The following is a 15,542-nucleotide window of genomic DNA, read 5'->3' as shown; positions in this document are numbered from 1 at the left end:
AACTAGTTCCCCCCGTCAGGTGCGGCGCGTCCCCCACGAGCGACGGGCGTCGTGCAGCCGGATCGGTCACACACCGGCCGTCCTGGCTGCGATCGCCATCAGGCACGCTGAAGCGTCCACCGCGGATAAACCGGACTCAGATGGTGCGTTTCAGCCCGACGTGGGCGGCGTGGTACCCGAGCCGGCGATAGAACGCCCGAGCCCTTTCGCGAGCCTCGTCTGTGGTCACCTGCGCCAACTGTGCCCCGTGTGCTCGGCCGTAGTTGTGTGCCCACTCGACGAGTGCAGTACCAAGACCCTGTGCGCGTTCGGCTTTGGCGACCCGCAATCCCTCGATCTGCAGCCGGGTGGCGCCGCCGCGGGAAAGGCCGGGAATGATCGTCAATTGCACAGTCGCGACGACCATATCGGAACCGTTCAGGACGACTCCGAGATAGTTGGATCGGTTGCGAACGACGATGTCGTAGGCCGCCTCGTAGCGTTCGAGTTCTGCGCCTTCGCGATCCTGACCGAATTCGTCGTCGGAGAGCAGCTGGGCGATCACCCCCACGTGTTCGCGCGTCGCGCGCTGCACACGATATGTGCGGCCCGCTACCCGCAGCAGTCCTCGAACCGAGGACTGCGCCAGTGCCTGTAGGCGCGCCACCAACAGGTCCAGCCACGCCCCCACGTTGGTTCGTGCCTCCGCGGTATCCGGGTAGCGGCATCGCAGATGTAGCCCGGACTCGTCCTGGATGAACCAGAGCATGACGCCGTCGGTGTCAACGCTCGCGCTCACATACTGGGCGTCGAGTCCGACCGAGTCGATGCGCACCGGAAGTCTGCTTTGGTCCAGCCAGGAAATCGCGAACATGCCGGGCGCGATGGGCATTCCACCCCACGGAGCCAGTACGTCGGCCAGTGGCCAGGAACCAAGCTGCACGGCCTCTTTGACGGCGGTGGCCGCGGCGTGCGGCTCGGCAACCGCCGATTCCAGAACCGAATTGGTGATGAACCAGCCCACCGAGTCGTGCCATTTGTCTTCAAATCGGCTGTGCACGGGGAAGACCGCGCGCAGCGGCGCCCCGGCCAACTCGCGGGTCACCGCAGTCATGGCGACCACAGCGAGTGCGAGCGTCGAGACACCGTCGTCGCGTGCCTGCGCGGCGAACGCGGCGCCGTCATCGACGTCGAACACGTCGCGCACTTCAACGCGTTCCGGATGCGGCCCGGACTCGCCCAACGGCAGCGGAAACCGCGGCATCACCCCACCGCTGTCGCTGATGATTTGTGCCCATCGCGCGCGCACGTGGTCCGGCGCCGCGGGACGGTCCAACAGTGCTTGCGTGTGCACGACAAATGCCGGCGGCGGCTGCAGCGACGACGTACGTCCGATCCGCGCGTCGGCGAGCATCGACAACAGGTCCCGGGCAATCACCAGCATCGACCACATGTCCACGTGGGCGTGGTCGGCAGCGATCACCACCGTCAATCCGGCGGCAGTCTCCAGCACACACAATCGATGTGAGGGCCGCTGATAGGGCGAGCACGTCGCGTTGAGAACTACTCGCAGTGCGTCGTTGACCGCCTGGCCGGGAGTGATCTCATGCTCTACCCACCTGCCTGGGTGAATATCGATCTCATTCAGCTGCGGATCGCCGTCCGCCCCGGGTGTGAATGCCGTTCGTAGGGTGCCGTGGCGGGCGATCACAGCCAGCCACGCATCGGCCAACGATTGGCGGCTGACACCCGCCGGCAACCGAATGGACAGCGCCATCCAGGAGCCGGGTCGTGCGCCCGCACCGACGTGTATACGCTGGTCGAAAGACACCGGGAGCTGCCGGCCGAGGTCGGACACCGACACGTCGTAGCCCCAGAGTCGTCCAAAGGGCAACCTCAGGTGCGCCACGTTCGTCAGCCGCATGGCGGTACCCTAACGCCCCAGTTAGCCTGAATGCTCGGTGTGCACGGACGGCTCCGGGGCCGAGCCGTCCGGTCGTGAGAAGAGTTGCGTGATGTCCACTTTCGTGGTTCGTGGAGCAGAGCTCGCGGTTGAACTGAGCGACGAAGGCGGTCATCCGGTAGTTCAACTGCACGGCCTTACCTCCAGCCGTGCGCGTGACCGGGTGCTCAATCTCGACCTCGGCAGGGGCCTCAGCGGGACCCGACTGCTGCGGTATGACGCACGCGGCCATGGCAAGTCGACTGGGCGCAAGGTCCCGGAGGATTACCGATGGGAGAGCCTTGCCGAGGATCTTCTGCAGCTGCTCGACAAATGGTTTCCCGGCGAACGGGTGCACGGAGTCGGCCCGTCCATGGGTACCGGCACGCTGCTGCACGCGGCTGCCCGCGAGCCGGAACGGTTCGCCGGCCTCACGCTCATGGTGCCGGCCACCGCGTGGGAAACCCGGCCGGCGCAGGCGACGATCTACCGGATTGCGGCGGAATTGATCGAAACCGAGGGAGTCGGGGCATTCATCGCGTCGGCGCGTGGGGCGACTCCGCCGCCAGCCACCGTCGGCGCGCCCGAAACAGTTCCCGATGTAGCCGACGCGCTGCTGCCGTCACTGTTTCGAGGCGCGGCTCTCAGCGACCTGCCCGCTCGCGAAGCGGTCGCCCGAATCGATGTGCCGACGACGATTCTGGCCTGGGTCGGCGACCCGGCGCATCCGATGTCGACAGCGGAATCGCTTGCCGCACTGATGCCGCGGTCAACCCTCACCGTGGCGCACCTCCCGGCCGATGTCGAGACCTGGCCCCAGATCCTGAGCCAAGACGTCGCCCGCAGAGGCTGACTTGTACAGATCGGAACCTGTTGTCGCACAACGAATTCCGTTTCAGCCGAGCTGAGGCATCCGATAACGATCCGACACGCACACCCGCATTGCGCCTCTGAGCTGCGAATATGCGGCTCAATTCCGCAGTTACTGTTCGTGCCGGGGGCCGCAGACATTCGCGCACGTAGGTCGGCCTTACGACCGTCGGCCCGGGCGGGTTAGATCGTCAGCATGGGCGAACGTGTCACTTTCCTGGGCTCCACGGGCGCGCAGCTGGCCGGCGTCATCGAGGTGCCCGACGGAGCGGTGCGGGGCTGGGGCGTGTTCGCGCATGGCTTCACGCTCGGCAAGGACTCACCCGCCGCGGCCAGGATCTGCAAGCAACTGGCCGCGGACGGCATCGGCATGCTGCGCTTCGACGCGCTGGGCCTCGGCGGATCCGAGGGCGACTGGGGCGACGGGTCGTTCACCGTCAAGGTCCACGACATCGCCAAGGCGTGCGAATTCATGACCAGCCGCGGAACCCCGGCCGAGATCCTGATCGGGCACTCGTGGGGCGGCGCGGCGGCGCTCGCCGCGGCCGGACAATCGCCGGGCGTGCGCTCGGTGGTGACGGTCGCCGCACCGGTCGACCCGAGTCACGTCGAAAAGCATTACGACGCAGTCGTTGACCGCTGCCTGACAGAGGGCAGCGCCGAATGGATGGTCGGAGGGCGCACACTGACGCTCAAGCGGGCATTCGTCGAGGATGTTCGCCGGGCCGGTCTGCACGACAAGATCGAGGGCTTGCGCCTGCCGCTGCTCATCCTGCACTCGCCCACCGACAACACGGTCGGCATCGAGAACGCGAGCGAGATCTTCCGCTTGGCCCGTCACCCCCGCAGCTTCGTCTCGCTGGAGGGGTCGGATCACTTTCTCACCGCTCGCGGGCAGGCTCACCGGGCGGGGCGGATCATCGGCGCCTGGGCCGACGCGTACTTAGGCGATACGGGTTAGGTCGAGTGGGCACACCGACCGATGCGATAGTCACCCGCCGACGCCGGGAGCACATTCGCCGAGCTCCCCGCGATCGCTGATGTCGAGGACCTCGACCTCGTAGCGGTCCGACAGCTCCTGACCGAACGCCATGTCCTGCGGGGTCCCGGCCGTGTCGAGCAGGCCCAGTTCGACGATGCCGCCCGAACGCGCCCGGTATTCGGCCCGGGGACTGATCTTCTGCGTGGGCCGGGGCTGGAATGGCAGCACGTCGTGCAGGACCACCTTGCCGACAACCAGATACGACCAGGGCGCGTCCACCAGCCCCAGCCGCGAAACGTCTTGCGCCGCCCGCGGGAACCCACGCGCCCGCCCGATCGCGTCCGCGACCTCGATATCGGCGTACCACCCGCACTCGCACTCCGGCGCCGGCGGCACGTGTTCCGGGTGGTAGCGGCATGCCGCGGTGGACCATTTCGTGGGCCACGAGATTTCCGAGTAATAGGGGGACCGCAGGACGTCCCCGGGCTGTCCCGTCCAGAAGCGGAAACCCACGGCCGTTTCCAAACGGCCGAAGCCGGGTGCGGTCAGGCGGCCGTCCAGCCATTCATGCAGCCCGGGCATTGCCGCCTCGATCGCGACCAAGGCGTGTTCGAAGTCGGTGCCGAAGACCGGGTTCCGGACGTCGACGCACCGCAGCCGGTCGCCGTCGGCACCACGCTCTCGCAACCCCGCGACATGCTCGCGGCCCAGCGCGACCACCAGATCGGCGTCGAGGTGTTCGGGCCCGACCGGCACGGCGCGATGCTCCGCCGGCGCGGGATAACCGTAGGCGCGCAACACCGAGCACGCCTGCTCGTCGGCCGTGTCACCCGGCCAAGCGAGGGTCCCCGCGCTGGAGACCCGCACCACATCGCTCAGGCCACGTTCCCGCAGCTGCTCGGCGAACAACGCCGCGGCCATCACGGACCGGGCGCGATTGAAACTGCAGACGAACGCGACGTGCAGCCGGGGTTCAGCCACGGGCCGGATCGCATCCCACGCAGCGCCACGAGCTCATGGAAGTCCTCCACATCGAGGTGGGCGAACCAGGCAGCTGGCGAACCGGCCGGCGCCCCTCGAGAAACGATTCAAGCCAGGTACGGACACGCACACGCTATGCCAACACGCGCGGGCGGGCCAGCCGGGCCTGAAGCGGCCAGTGAACGCTCTCGCTGGTCCCCCGCCACGGCTCAGTCGCGCGACAGGACGAACGCCTCGATGTGGCGCTTGCCGGCACGCACCTCGTACTTGCGCCAACCCGGGTACAGCTCGAGCCCCTTCGCCCAGATCTCGTCGCGCTCGCCCGGTGAGGCGAGCCGCGCGGTCGCGTGCCAGGCGTCGCGGCCGATCGCCACGGTCGCCTCCGGGTGAGCCTTGAGGTTGTGGTACCAGGCGGGATGCTTGGCGCCGCCGAAGTTGGACGCGATGAGGGCCAAGCCATCCGGGTGCGGGATCCCGTACACCGCGACGGTGCGTGGCTCCCCGGATTTGGCGCCCGTGGTGGTGAGCATGACCACGGGGATGCCGGTGGCGACCCCGGCGAAGCTGCTCCTGCCTCCCGTGACCGTGGTGATGAGACGGTCCAGGTGGTGCGCCGTGGGGCGCAGCAGCGCCGCACCCACCCTCGTGGACGCGAAGCGACGCATCATTCGGTGGAACGCATTGGCATCGTCGAAGGACTGGCCGGCCATGGTGTCATTGTGACCCCACCGGGGGCCGCTCAGGGCCCGTTCGCCCGAGCCCAAAATCCGGATCAAAACGCCTTACAAGCGTCGCCTGCAACACTAAGCTGCAGCTCGTGGGCAAGAACGTGTTTGCCAACGGCCGGGGGCGCTGGCTGGCGATCCTCGGCTCGCTCGCCCTTGCAGCCGGCATGATCTACGCCCAAGACACGAAGCCGCGATGCTGCGCCCCGGCCGCGGTAGCGGCGTCCGCCACCACCCCGGCCGCCGCGTCGATCAACGCCGCCGCACCGCCCAACACCCCGCGCACCGCCAGCCCCGCGGAAGTGGAGATGTTGGCCGCCGGCGCGCCCGCCGCCGCCCAGCAATTCCAGGTCGCGCTGCCCCGCGGGATCGCGTCCGAGAACAGGCTGCAGGTCAAGACGATCTGGGCGGAGCGCGCCATCAGCGTGCTGTTTCCGCAGATAAAGACCATCTACGGGTACCGCGAGGACGCCCTGCCGTGGCATCCCAACGGGTTGGCGATCGACGTGATGATCCCCAACCACGCCAGCCCGGAGGGCATCGAGCTCGGCAACCAGATCGCCGGCTACGCCCTGGCGAACGCCAAGCGCTGGGGAATCAACCACGTGATCTGGCGGCAGAAGATCTATCCGGGCGTCGGCGGCGGCAGCTGGACGGCCGACCTCGGCTCGGAGACCCTCAATCACTACGACCACGTGCACATCGCCACCAATGGCGGCGGGTACCCGACCGGGCACGAGATCTACTACATCGCCTCGATGACGCCCGCCCCCTAGCAGCAGGGGAGCCGTTGCGCTGCAACGAGATTCACCTCGGATTCGGCCCTCACGCGCGGGTCATGGTCGCCGCAGCAGGAACAGGCCGTAGGCCGCGACCGACTGCGCGTCGGCCATCACTCCCGAACGGATCATCTGCTCGACGTCCTCGCGCTCGAACCAGGCGCTGCGCAGGTCCTGTTCCTCGTGCTCCAGATCCGGTTCGCCCTCGGCGATCCCGGTAGCCAGGAACACCCACCCGCGCTGGCTGGTCATGCCCGGGGCGACGTCGAGCTGCCCGAGCACCTCGAACGACGTCGCACTCAACCCCGTTTCCTCGCGCAGCTCGCGTTCGGCCAGCTCCGCAGGGTCGGTGTCGGCCAAGCCGGGGGCGGTGCCCTGGGGGAATTCCCACCGCCGCTCCCCCAGCGGGTACCGGAACTGCTCGACCAGCCGGAAGCGGTGCCCGTCGAACGGCATCACCAGCGCATAGTCCGGTTTGTCCACCACGCCGTAGATGCCCGGGCTGCCGTCGGGGCGGCGGATGTCGTCTTCGCGGAGCACCATCCATTGGCTCCGGTAGATCTCGCGGGACGCGACGCGTTCGATGAAGGGCACGACCCTAGTATCGCTACCGCCCGGCGGTGCGTCGCCTCACTGGGATGCGCTGAACCGGTCGTACGTGCGGCGCAGGGCGCCGCGGTCGACGGAGTGCAGCGCGCGGGTGAGGACTTCGAAGACGTCGACGTGCCCGACCGTGGGATCGGCCGTGTCGCCACCGGTGTATTGCCACGGGAGGGACCGTCCGCGGCGCAGCACCTCGCCCAGATACCACACGGCGCCGTCGACGAACGGCGCGTTCCGCTCCTCGTCCAGGAGCTGCTCCGGCGTCGGCGCCTTCTGGATGACCAGCTCTTCCAACGCATCAAGGGACCCCGGCGAGAAGTCCCACACGGCGTCGCCGCCGTAATGGCCGGCCCACACCGGGAATTGGGCGCCGCGCTCGGCGAGCCAGCACCGCAGGTATTCGTCGTCCGAAAAGCGCTGCGTCACTTGTCGTTTGGCACGTAGCCGCCGCTTTGTTGCTTCTTCGACCCGGTCGCGCATCTCGGCGACCCAGCGGTTGTCCTCGACACGGTCGCGCCACTTCGCCAGTTCCTCGCGCGCCGCGACGGTGATCGGATTGTCGTCGCCGAACACCCGGGCCTCGTCGTCGACGAGGGCTTGCCAGACGGCCACCTTGTCCCCGTAGTCCTCCGGTTCGGGCTCCCACAGCGCGATGGTGTGCCGCGCGATCAGGGTGTGGCGGTGGTCGTGACCCAGCTTGTCGCGCATCACCTCGACCAGCGACTCGAGCTGAGCCACCGCGCCGGCGCCGTCCACCGATTCGCCGTGCCATTGCGCCAGCGACAACCGCATGCCCAACGTGTCCTCGTGGTCGTCGCCGAGCACCCGGCGCCGGGCGTCGAGGACCCACTCGCCCTCCGCAATGGCGGCCGGGTAGTCACCGAGCTCCCTCAGCTTGTGCGCCACCCGGTCCCTCGACGTCAGCACGGTGGGGTGCTCGGGGCCCAGCACCCCTTCCTCGTCGACCGCCAGCTGCGACCATTCGGCCAGCGCGGCCTGCGTTTCCTGCTGCGGCCGGTCCGCGAACATGTGCCGCGCCGTCAACGTGGTGATGTGATCGCGCCCCAGCACCTCATCGAATTCGGGCACCAGCTGCTCGAGAACGGCGTACGCGCCGGCCTGGTCTCCCATCTGCAGCTGAAGGTGCACCAGTGCGAGCTTCATGTCCAAGACGTTGGGGTGGCGCTCCCCCAGCACCGGGCGGCAGACCGCGACCAGCTCGTTCATCAGCGGCAACGCCCCGGCGAAATCGGCGGCGGCGATGCGCTCCGAGATGAGCCGGGTCAAGGCGGCCAGCGGCCCAGGCAGTTCCGGCTGCGTCATACCGCTATCGAATCTCGCGGGCGGCCCCGTGGCAATTCACTCCGCCCCCGGAGTGTCCGGTGTCGCGCTGGCATGAATCGGCACCGTGCCCGATAGTCATAGGAACGAAACGCCAACGTCAGCAGAGGTGGGGGTTATGCCGGACGCCCGGAAGCGTGTATGACCATGCGCGGCCACATCATCGTCAGCGGTGACGACGCACTTGCGACGACGATTGTCGAGGAGCTCAACAACGCCGGCGTGCACATCGTCAAGGTCCGCACCGCCGGCGAACTCGACACCGTCGGAGTCACCCGCGCCCGCGCGGTGATCTGCGTCGGCGACGACGACGCGACAAACCTCGAAATCGCGCTGCTGGCAAGAAAGGCCAACCCGCGCGTGCGGGTGGTGGCTCGGCTGGCCAACGACGTGTTGCGCACGGCGATGGCCGCGGACAAGCGCCCCGGCGCGATCCTGGACGTCGCCGACCTGGCGGCGCCCTCGGTGGTCGAGGCGTGCCTGGCGCACACCGTGCACCCGTTCGAGGCGGCGGGCATCGAGTTCGTCGTCTCCGGCGCCGAAGCCCCGCGTGACGCGACACTGCGCGAGATCTACGGCGACCTGGCGCCGGTGGCGGTGATTCACGGCGAGAACTGCGCCACCCCTGGAGAGGTGGTGTCGTGCCCGGGGCGCGACCTGTCGATACACGCGGGCGACTGGACGGCGATGATCGGCACGGCCGAGGAGCTGGCCGCGCGCGGCATCAAGGTCCCCCGGCCGACCGTGACGCACTATCGCCTGCTCCGGCTGCGGCGGGCGCTCGACGGGGTGCGCGCCCTGCGCGACGACGTCAACCCCATGTTCGCGCGGGCCGCGCTGGCCGCGGCCTGTCTGCTGATCGGCTCGACAGTGATCCTGCGCTTCTCGTACCAGCCGCGTCCGAAGATGACGTGGCTGGACGCGCTGTACTTCAGCACCGAGACGATCGCGACGGTGGGTTACGGCGACTTCAGCTTCCTCCACCAGCCCACCTGGCTGCGGCTGTTCAGCATCATGTTGATGTTCGCCGGCGTCACCACCACGGCGCTCCTCGTCGCGTTCATCGCCGACCTGCTGTTGTCGCGGCGGTTCGCCCATTCGGTCGGGCGCCGCCGGGCGCGCCATCTGCGCAATCACGTCATCGTCGTCGGGCTCGGCTCGTTCGGCAGCCGCGTCGCCGCCGACCTGCGGTCGGCCGGGTACGACGTCGCGGTGATCGAGCGGGACGAGAACAACCGCTACCTGTCCACGGCGGCCGACCTGGACGTTCCGGTGATCTTCGGGGACGCGACGCTGCGCCAGACGCTCGAGGCCGCCCGCGTCGAGCATGCCCGCGCGGTGGCGGTGCTGACGCAGGACGACATGGTAAACATCGAGACCGGGATCGTGCTGCGCGAAATGTTGGGTCCCCGGGTCATCTCCGGCGTCCCCCGGCGCGACGTTCCGCTGGTGCTGCGCGTCTACGACCGCGAGCTGGGGGCCGCGGTGGCGCAGCGGTTCGGATTCGAAAACGTCCGGTCCACCGTCGAACTGGCCGCGCCGTGGTTCATCGGCGCCGCGATGGGCCTGCAGGTGCTCGGCACGTTTTCCGTCGGGCAGCGTTCGTTCATGATCGGCGGAATGCACGTTGCGGCCGGCAGCGAATTGGATGGGCTGAAGATGTTCGAGCTGTCCACCCAGACCCGCGTCATCGCGATCACCCGGCAGGACGCGCCCGTGGAGCTGCACCCGCGGCGCGACGCCTGGCTGCGCGGCGGCGACACGGTGTACCTCGTCGGCCCGTACCGCGAGTTGCTGGCGACGCTGCGCAAGGGCCAGCCGCCCCAGCAGCCGGCCGCGGGCGACGAGCGGGCGAGCGCCTGACCAGCTAGATTTTGGCCGCCACGTCGGCCGCGCGGCTCAGCTGGTCGACGTCCGAACTGGTCGGGATGAGCTGCACCTCGTGGGTGCCGATGGCCTCGAACCCGCGCAGCACCGCCAGCAGTTCGTCCTCGGTGCCGGCCCAGCCGGTCGTCGGCGCCATGGCGTCGACGTACTCCGCCGGAATCCAGTTCATGTAGCGCCGGAGATGGCGATGCACCTGGGCGCGCGCCGCCTCGGGCGACCCGAACGCGAACCAGAACGACGTGATCAGGTGCGGTTCGCCCCTTCCCGCCTGCGCCCACGCGTCGCGCGCGACGTCGAACAGCTCGTTCTGCTTGGCGACGTCCAGGTCCAGGGTGGTCCCGGCCAGCCCGGCGGCCCACGCCGCGGCGCTGCGGATGGTCTTCGGCCCGATGCTGCCCACCAACAGCGGCGGGCCGCCGGGCTGCACCGGGGCCGGCCCGACCGGGAGCACCGATTCGGTGAGCTTTTCGCCCGCCCATACCCGCTTCATCACGGCCACCCGGTCGGCCATGTCGCGCATGGTCTGGGTCGCCGGGTCGGCGCCGACGGCGTGGTAGTCCTCGTGCCTGCCCCCCACGCCGATGCCCACGCTCAGTCGCCCGCCGCAGAGCATGTCCCCGGTGGCCAGCGCCTTGGCCAGCATGACGGGGTCGTGCAGCTGCGGCACGATCACGGTCGTCAGCAGCCGCACCCGGCTCGTCCACGCGGCCAGGGCGCCCAGCAGGGTCAGGTTGTCCGGGTTGTCGAACGCGATCCGTTCGCCCCAGCACAGTGACGAGAACGGGCCGTCGTCGATCGCGCGGGCCCACTTCTCCAACACGTCCGCGTCCAGGTCCGGCTCCATCACCGGCAGCGTCATCGCAATCCGCACGACGGCGATTCTGACATGGCGGCCTACATCGGCCGCCTCCAGTGGCAGCATGGAGCAGATGGCTTTCACCAGCAGTTCCATCGCGCACGTCCGCCTGACCGTGACCGATATCGAGCGGTCCCGGCAGTTCTACGAGAGCGTGTTCGGTTGGCCGGTCCTGCTGGAGGTGCCCGACAACGCCGACGAGGCCACCCGCAACCAGCTGAGCTTCCTCTTCGGTGGGGTCATCTACGACCTCGGCGGCACGCTGCTCGGGCTGCGGCCCGTGGCCACCGACCGTTTTCACGAGGATCGCGCCGGGCTCGACCACATCGCCTTCCGGGTTGGCAGCAAGGACGAATTGGACTCCGCCGCAGCGCATCTCGACGAGCTCGGCGTGGCTCACGAGCCGGTGAAGGACATCGGGCCGTCCTACATCCTGCAGTTCCGGGACCCGGACAACATCGCGCTGGAGCTCACGGCGCCCAAGTAGTCGTGGCGAGCGCGCGCAGAATGACGGCGGGTACGGCGTGTCTGCGTGCAGACACGCGCACTCGCCAAGGGGGGTAGAGAGGAACTATGCCGATCAGTTTCAACCACACCATCGTCGCCTCCCGCGACAAGCACGAGTCAGCGCAGTTCCTCGCCGAGTTGTTCGGCCTGCCGGAGCCAAAGCCGTTCGGCCACTTCATGGTTGTCCAACTCGAGCATGGCGCGAACCTGGATTACGCGGATGCCCCCGACGGCGCGGAGATCCCTCGACAGCACTACGCCTTCCTGGTCTCCGAGGAGGACTTCGACGCGATCTACGGCAAGATCTCCTCGCGCGGCCTGCAGCATTGGGCGGACCCGGGCGCCAAACGCCCCGGCGAGATCAACCACAACGACGGCGGTCGCGGCGTGTACTTCCTCGACCCGTCCGGCCATGCCATGGAGATCCTCACCCGCCCGTATGGGTCGGGGCGCTGAACGGCGGGCCGTGGCGCCTATTCGCCGGCGCGCGGTGTGCCGTGCCGCGCGCTTTCCTGGGTCCGGTAGTCGTCGGCGAATTCCGCGACGTGCTTGGGCAGGGCGTTGGCGGCGACGTCGGCCAAGGTGGTCTCTTCCAGCACCGAGCGCATGCTGGCACGCAGCGCCCGCCAGACGTCCGTGAGCGCCGCGGTGGGCCCCGAGTAGGGCAGGTCTCCCAGGCCGATGTCGCGCACGCTCGCCAGCGGTCCGTCGATGCAGCGCAACACGTCGGCGATGCTGATCTCGTCTCCCGGGCGGGCCAGCTCGTAGCCGCCTTCGCGGCCCCGATGGCTGCGCACGAGGCGGTCGGTGCGCAGGTTGGTCAGGATGTCGACGAGGAACTGCGGCGGGATGCCCTGGGCCTGAGCCAAGTCGTCGGTTTTCACCAACGTCCCGTGGGGGACCGTGGCGAGCTGGACCATGGCCCGCACCGCGTACTCCGCCTTCGCCGACATGCGCACTCTCAGGATTGTGCCACTCGGTGAGCGGATTCCCGCGCAGCCCGGCGACGATGCGGTCCGCGCCGCGGACCGAGGTGGGGCACCACCCGCTTGCGGGGGCAAGCCGGGCAATCGAACCCAGCCCGGCGACGATGCGGTCCGCGCCGCGGACCGAGAAGAAGCCGGGCAATCGAACGCAGCCCTGCGCTAAGCCCTCGATTCGAGCAGGTCCACGATGCGCTGCGCCTGCTCCTCGACGCTGCGGTCGGGCGTCAGCCGCAGGTCGGGATCGGCCGGCGGTTGATACGGGCTGTCGATCCCGGTGAAGTTCGCTATCTCGCCCGCGCGCGCCTTGGCGTACAGCCCCTTCGGATCCCGCTGTTCGCATTCGTCGAGCGGGGTGTCGCAGAACACCTCGACGAAGTCGAAGCCCGCGGTGGCGTGCACATTCCGAGCCATCTCGCGCTGCTCGGTCAGCGGGCTGATCGCCGGCACCAGCACCACGTTGCCGCAATCGGCGAGCAGCGCCGCCACATGCGCCAGCCGGCGCAGGTTCTCGGCGCGGTCGGCCATGCTGAAGCCCAGGTCGGCGTTCAATCCGTGCCGCAGGTTGTCGCCGTCGAGAACGTAAGCGGCGACGCCCCTTTCGAGCAGCATCTGCTCGACGAGCATCGCCACCGACGACTTGCCGGAACCGGACAGGCCGGTGAACCACACCGTCCTGCCTCGTGGCCGCGCCTCCGCGACGGTCGATGACTTGTGCCGCACGGTGTTCGGGCTCGCCGTCTGCGCCGAGACGTCGCGCAGCACCATGCCCGCCGCGACAGTGCCGTTGCTGTGCGGGTCGATGAGGATGAACGAACCGGTGCTGGCGTTGCGGGTGTACTCGTCGAGCAGCAGCGGCACCTGGGTGCGCAGCGAGATGCGGCCAAGTTCGTTGAGCTGCAACGCCGTCGCGGTCTTGTCGCGGTGCAGGGTGTTGACGTCGAGCCGGTAATCCAGCGCGGTCACCCGCGCTCGGGTGGTGCGGGTGGTGTGCTTGATGACGTACTCGCGGCCGGGCTCCAGCGTCGCGCCGTCGGCCATCCAACACACGGTCGCGTCGAAGTCCTGCGTGACCCGGGGATGGTTGTTGGTGCGGGCGATGAGGTCGCCGCGCGAGATGTCGATGTCGTCAGCCAGGCTCACCGCCACGGCCATCGGTGGAAACGCTTCTTCCACTGGACCGTTGGGCCCGTCGATCGCGGTGATCCGGGTGGTCTTGCCGATCGGCAGGACCACGACTTCGTCGCCGGGACGCATGACCCCGCTGGCCACGGTGCCGGCGTAACTGCGGTGGTCCTGGTGTTCGCGGGTGTGCGGCCGGATGACGTACTGGACGGGGAACCGCACGTCGACCAGGTTGCGGTCGCCGGCGATGTAGACCTCTTCCAGGTGCGACAGCAGCGCCGGACCCTCATACCAGGGCGTCTGGTCCGACTTGCTCACCACGTTGTCGCCGTGCAACGCGGAGATCGGGATGGTGGCCACGTCGTGCACGTCCAACCGCGCGGCAAAGGCGTGGAATTCGTCGCGGATCGCCTCGAATTTCTCCCTGTCCCAGCCGATCAGGTCCATCTTGTTGACGGCGAGCACGACGTGCTGGATGCCCAGCAGCGAGGCCAAGAAGGCGTGCCGGCGGGACTGCTCGAGCAGGCCGTGCCGGGCATCGACGAGGACGATGACCAGTTGGGCGGTCGACGCGCCGGTCACCATGTTGCGGGTGTATTGGATGTGGCCGGGGGTGTCGGCGATGATGAATTTGCGCTTGGGAGTGGCGAAATAGCGGTAGGCGACGTCGATGGTGATGCCCTGTTCGCGCTCTGCCCGCAGGCCGTCGGTCACCAGCGCCAGGTCCGTGTAGTCGTGGCCACGGTCTTTGGAGGTCTGTTCCACCGCCGCCCACTGATCCTCCATGACGGCCTTGGAGTCGTAGAGCAGGCGCCCGATCAGGGTGGACTTGCCGTCGTCGACGGAACCCGCGGTCGCGATGCGAAGCAGTGTGGTGGGTGTGGCCATCAGAAGTACCCCTGCCGTTTGCGGTCCTCCATGCCGGCCTCCGAGATTCGGTCGTCGGCCCTGGTCGCGCCCCGTTCGGTCAGCCGGGACACCGCCGTCTCGGCGATGACCTCCGCCACCGTCGCGGCCTCCGATTCCACGCATCCGGTGCAGGTGACGTCCCCGACGGTGCGGAACCGCACCGTCGCCTCGAACACCGGCTCGTCGTCGCGCGGCCGCATGTGCCGGTCGACCGCGAGCAGCATGCCGTCACGGCGAAACACCTTGCGGCGGTGCGCGTAATAGATCGAGGGCAGCGCGATGTTCTCCGCGCCGATGTAGGACCAGATGTCGAATTCGGTCCAGTTGGACAGCGGGAAGGCCCGGATGTGTTCGCCCTTGTGGTGCCGGCCGTTGTAGAGGTTCCACAGCTCGGGCCGCTGCGCCTTCGGGTCCCATTGGCCGAACTCGTCGCGGAAGCTGAACACCCGCTCCTTGGCGCGCGCCTTCTCCTCGTCGCGGCGGGCCCCGCCGAACGCCGCGTCGAATTTGTTCTCGCGGATCGCGCGCAGCAGCGTCACGGTCTGGATCGAGTTGCGTCCCTGCTTCGGCTCGACGACGCGACCGGCGTCGATGTCCTCCTGGACGGAGGCGACCACCAGGCGCACCCCGTGCTCGGCGACCAGCTCGTCGCGCGTCGCGATCACCTCGTCGAAGTTGTGCCCGGTGTCCACGTGCATCACCGGGAACGGCAACCGCCCGGGCCGGAACGCCCGCAGCGCCAGGTGCAGCATCACAATGGAGTCCTTGCCGCCCGAGAACAGCAGCACGGGCCGCTCGAACTCGGCGGCCACCTCCCGGATGATGTGGATCGCTTCGGCCTCCAGTGAGCGCAGGTGGCTCAACTCGTACTGGCCGGCGGCGGGGCCCGCCTTCAGCTCGCTGGTCATAGCTCCCTCGGAAACCCGGCTCAAACCTGGCAGAACCGGTCAAGTTTAGTAATTTTACCCACTATAGCATCAGCTAACGGCGATGGTGTCAAGTGGGGCGGCCCCCATGGCGCGTTCGCCGGCCGTGGGACGCATCGGGCCAGTGCGCGCGTGGCCCCTTCCCGG

The 15,542-nt window shown here is 68.6% G+C and carries 14 protein-coding genes and 1 pseudogene; 6 read left to right on the top strand and 9 right to left on the bottom strand.

Translation table 11 applies throughout. From position 1 onward, the window contains the following. Positions 1–136 precede the first annotated feature (136 nt). Positions 137–1,903 (bottom strand): GNAT family N-acetyltransferase, encoded by a 1,767-nt coding sequence (locus HMPREF0591_RS13980; protein WP_007169230.1) that lies wholly within the window; start codon positions 1,901–1,903, stop codon positions 137–139. 91 nt (positions 1,904–1,994) lie between these two features. Between HMPREF0591_RS13980 and HMPREF0591_RS13975 the strand changes: the two genes are divergently transcribed. Both HMPREF0591_RS13975 and HMPREF0591_RS13970 read left to right on the top strand, forming a co-directional pair. Further along, complete coding sequence (locus HMPREF0591_RS13975; protein ID WP_007169229.1) at positions 1,995–2,774, top strand: alpha/beta fold hydrolase; 780 nt, start codon at positions 1,995–1,997, stop codon at positions 2,772–2,774. 213 nt (positions 2,775–2,987) lie between these two features. Beyond that, the gene (locus tag HMPREF0591_RS13970) at positions 2,988–3,752 is read left to right on the top strand and encodes an alpha/beta hydrolase family protein (protein ID WP_007169228.1); all 765 of its coding nucleotides are present in this window, start codon (positions 2,988–2,990) and stop codon (positions 3,750–3,752) included. A 30-nt stretch (positions 3,753–3,782) separates the two neighbouring features. On the opposite strand, the gene HMPREF0591_RS34670 is transcribed toward HMPREF0591_RS13970, so the two are convergent. Further along, a complete protein-coding gene (locus tag HMPREF0591_RS34670; RefSeq protein ID WP_007169227.1) occupies positions 3,783–4,754 on the bottom strand; it encodes an arsenate reductase/protein-tyrosine-phosphatase family protein in 972 nt (323 codons plus the stop codon). 209 nt (positions 4,755–4,963) lie between these two features. Beyond that, positions 4,964–5,464 (bottom strand): nitroreductase family deazaflavin-dependent oxidoreductase, encoded by a 501-nt coding sequence (locus HMPREF0591_RS13960; RefSeq protein ID WP_007169226.1) that lies wholly within the window; start codon positions 5,462–5,464, stop codon positions 4,964–4,966. Positions 5,465–5,571: 107 nt separating this feature from the next. Here HMPREF0591_RS13960 and HMPREF0591_RS13955 point away from each other — a divergent pair, with 107 nt between their 5' ends. Beyond that, on the top strand, positions 5,572–6,255 hold the full coding sequence (locus HMPREF0591_RS13955; protein ID WP_007169225.1) for a VldE C-terminal domain-containing protein: 684 nt from the start codon (positions 5,572–5,574) through the stop codon (positions 6,253–6,255). 60 nt (positions 6,256–6,315) lie between these two features. On the opposite strand, the gene HMPREF0591_RS13950 is transcribed toward HMPREF0591_RS13955, so the two are convergent. Further along, the gene (locus HMPREF0591_RS13950; protein WP_170826023.1) at positions 6,316–6,801 is read right to left on the bottom strand and encodes an NUDIX domain-containing protein; all 486 of its coding nucleotides are present in this window, start codon (positions 6,799–6,801) and stop codon (positions 6,316–6,318) included. An 87-nt stretch (positions 6,802–6,888) separates the two neighbouring features. Then, complete coding sequence (locus HMPREF0591_RS31945; protein ID WP_007169223.1) at positions 6,889–8,184, bottom strand: tetratricopeptide repeat protein; 1,296 nt, start codon at positions 8,182–8,184, stop codon at positions 6,889–6,891. 159 nt (positions 8,185–8,343) lie between these two features. On the opposite strand from HMPREF0591_RS31945, the gene HMPREF0591_RS13940 reads away from it, so the two are divergent. Then, positions 8,344–10,065: an NAD-binding protein gene (locus tag HMPREF0591_RS13940; RefSeq protein WP_007169222.1), complete on the top strand. Its 1,722-nt coding sequence runs from the start codon at positions 8,344–8,346 to the stop codon at positions 10,063–10,065. Between the two features lie 4 nt (positions 10,066–10,069). On the opposite strand, the gene HMPREF0591_RS13935 is transcribed toward HMPREF0591_RS13940, so the two are convergent. Further along, positions 10,070–10,948: an LLM class flavin-dependent oxidoreductase gene (locus HMPREF0591_RS13935; RefSeq protein ID WP_040622829.1), complete on the bottom strand. Its 879-nt coding sequence runs from the start codon at positions 10,946–10,948 to the stop codon at positions 10,070–10,072. Positions 10,949–11,018: 70 nt separating this feature from the next. Here HMPREF0591_RS13935 and HMPREF0591_RS13930 point away from each other — a divergent pair, with 70 nt between their 5' ends. Together HMPREF0591_RS13930 and HMPREF0591_RS13925 are read left to right on the top strand one after the other, a co-directional pair. Next, positions 11,019–11,432, top strand: a complete 414-nt coding sequence (locus HMPREF0591_RS13930; RefSeq protein WP_040622525.1) for a VOC family protein — start codon at positions 11,019–11,021, stop codon at positions 11,430–11,432. Between the two features lie 86 nt (positions 11,433–11,518). Then, the gene (locus HMPREF0591_RS13925; protein WP_007169219.1) at positions 11,519–11,908 is read left to right on the top strand and encodes a VOC family protein; all 390 of its coding nucleotides are present in this window, start codon (positions 11,519–11,521) and stop codon (positions 11,906–11,908) included. Between the two features lie 17 nt (positions 11,909–11,925). Here HMPREF0591_RS13925 and HMPREF0591_RS13920 read toward each other — a convergent pair whose 3' ends face one another. The 3 genes and pseudogenes from HMPREF0591_RS13920 to cysD all read right to left on the bottom strand — a co-directional run bounded on the left by HMPREF0591_RS13920 (position 11,926) and on the right by cysD (position 15,420). Then, positions 11,926–12,411 carry an Rrf2 family transcriptional regulator gene (locus tag HMPREF0591_RS13920; RefSeq protein WP_040622522.1) on the bottom strand — a complete coding sequence of 162 codons (486 nt, stop codon included), beginning with the start codon at positions 12,409–12,411 and terminating at the stop codon, positions 11,926–11,928. Positions 12,412–12,597: 186 nt separating this feature from the next. Further along, positions 12,598–14,448, bottom strand: a complete 1,851-nt coding sequence (cysC, locus tag HMPREF0591_RS13915) for an adenylyl-sulfate kinase (protein WP_007169217.1) — start codon at positions 14,446–14,448, stop codon at positions 12,598–12,600. Continuing rightward, positions 14,448–15,420, bottom strand: a pseudogene (gene cysD / locus HMPREF0591_RS13910) (sulfate adenylyltransferase subunit CysD). Before cysD ends, cysC begins: the two are co-directional and overlap by 1 nt. Between the last annotated feature and the right edge of the window lie 122 nt (positions 15,421–15,542).

This window comes from Mycobacterium parascrofulaceum ATCC BAA-614 (assembly GCF_000164135.1).
Lineage (GTDB): Bacteria > Actinomycetota > Actinomycetes > Mycobacteriales > Mycobacteriaceae > Mycobacterium > Mycobacterium parascrofulaceum.
This window is presented reverse-complemented; position numbering and strand designations above follow the sequence as displayed.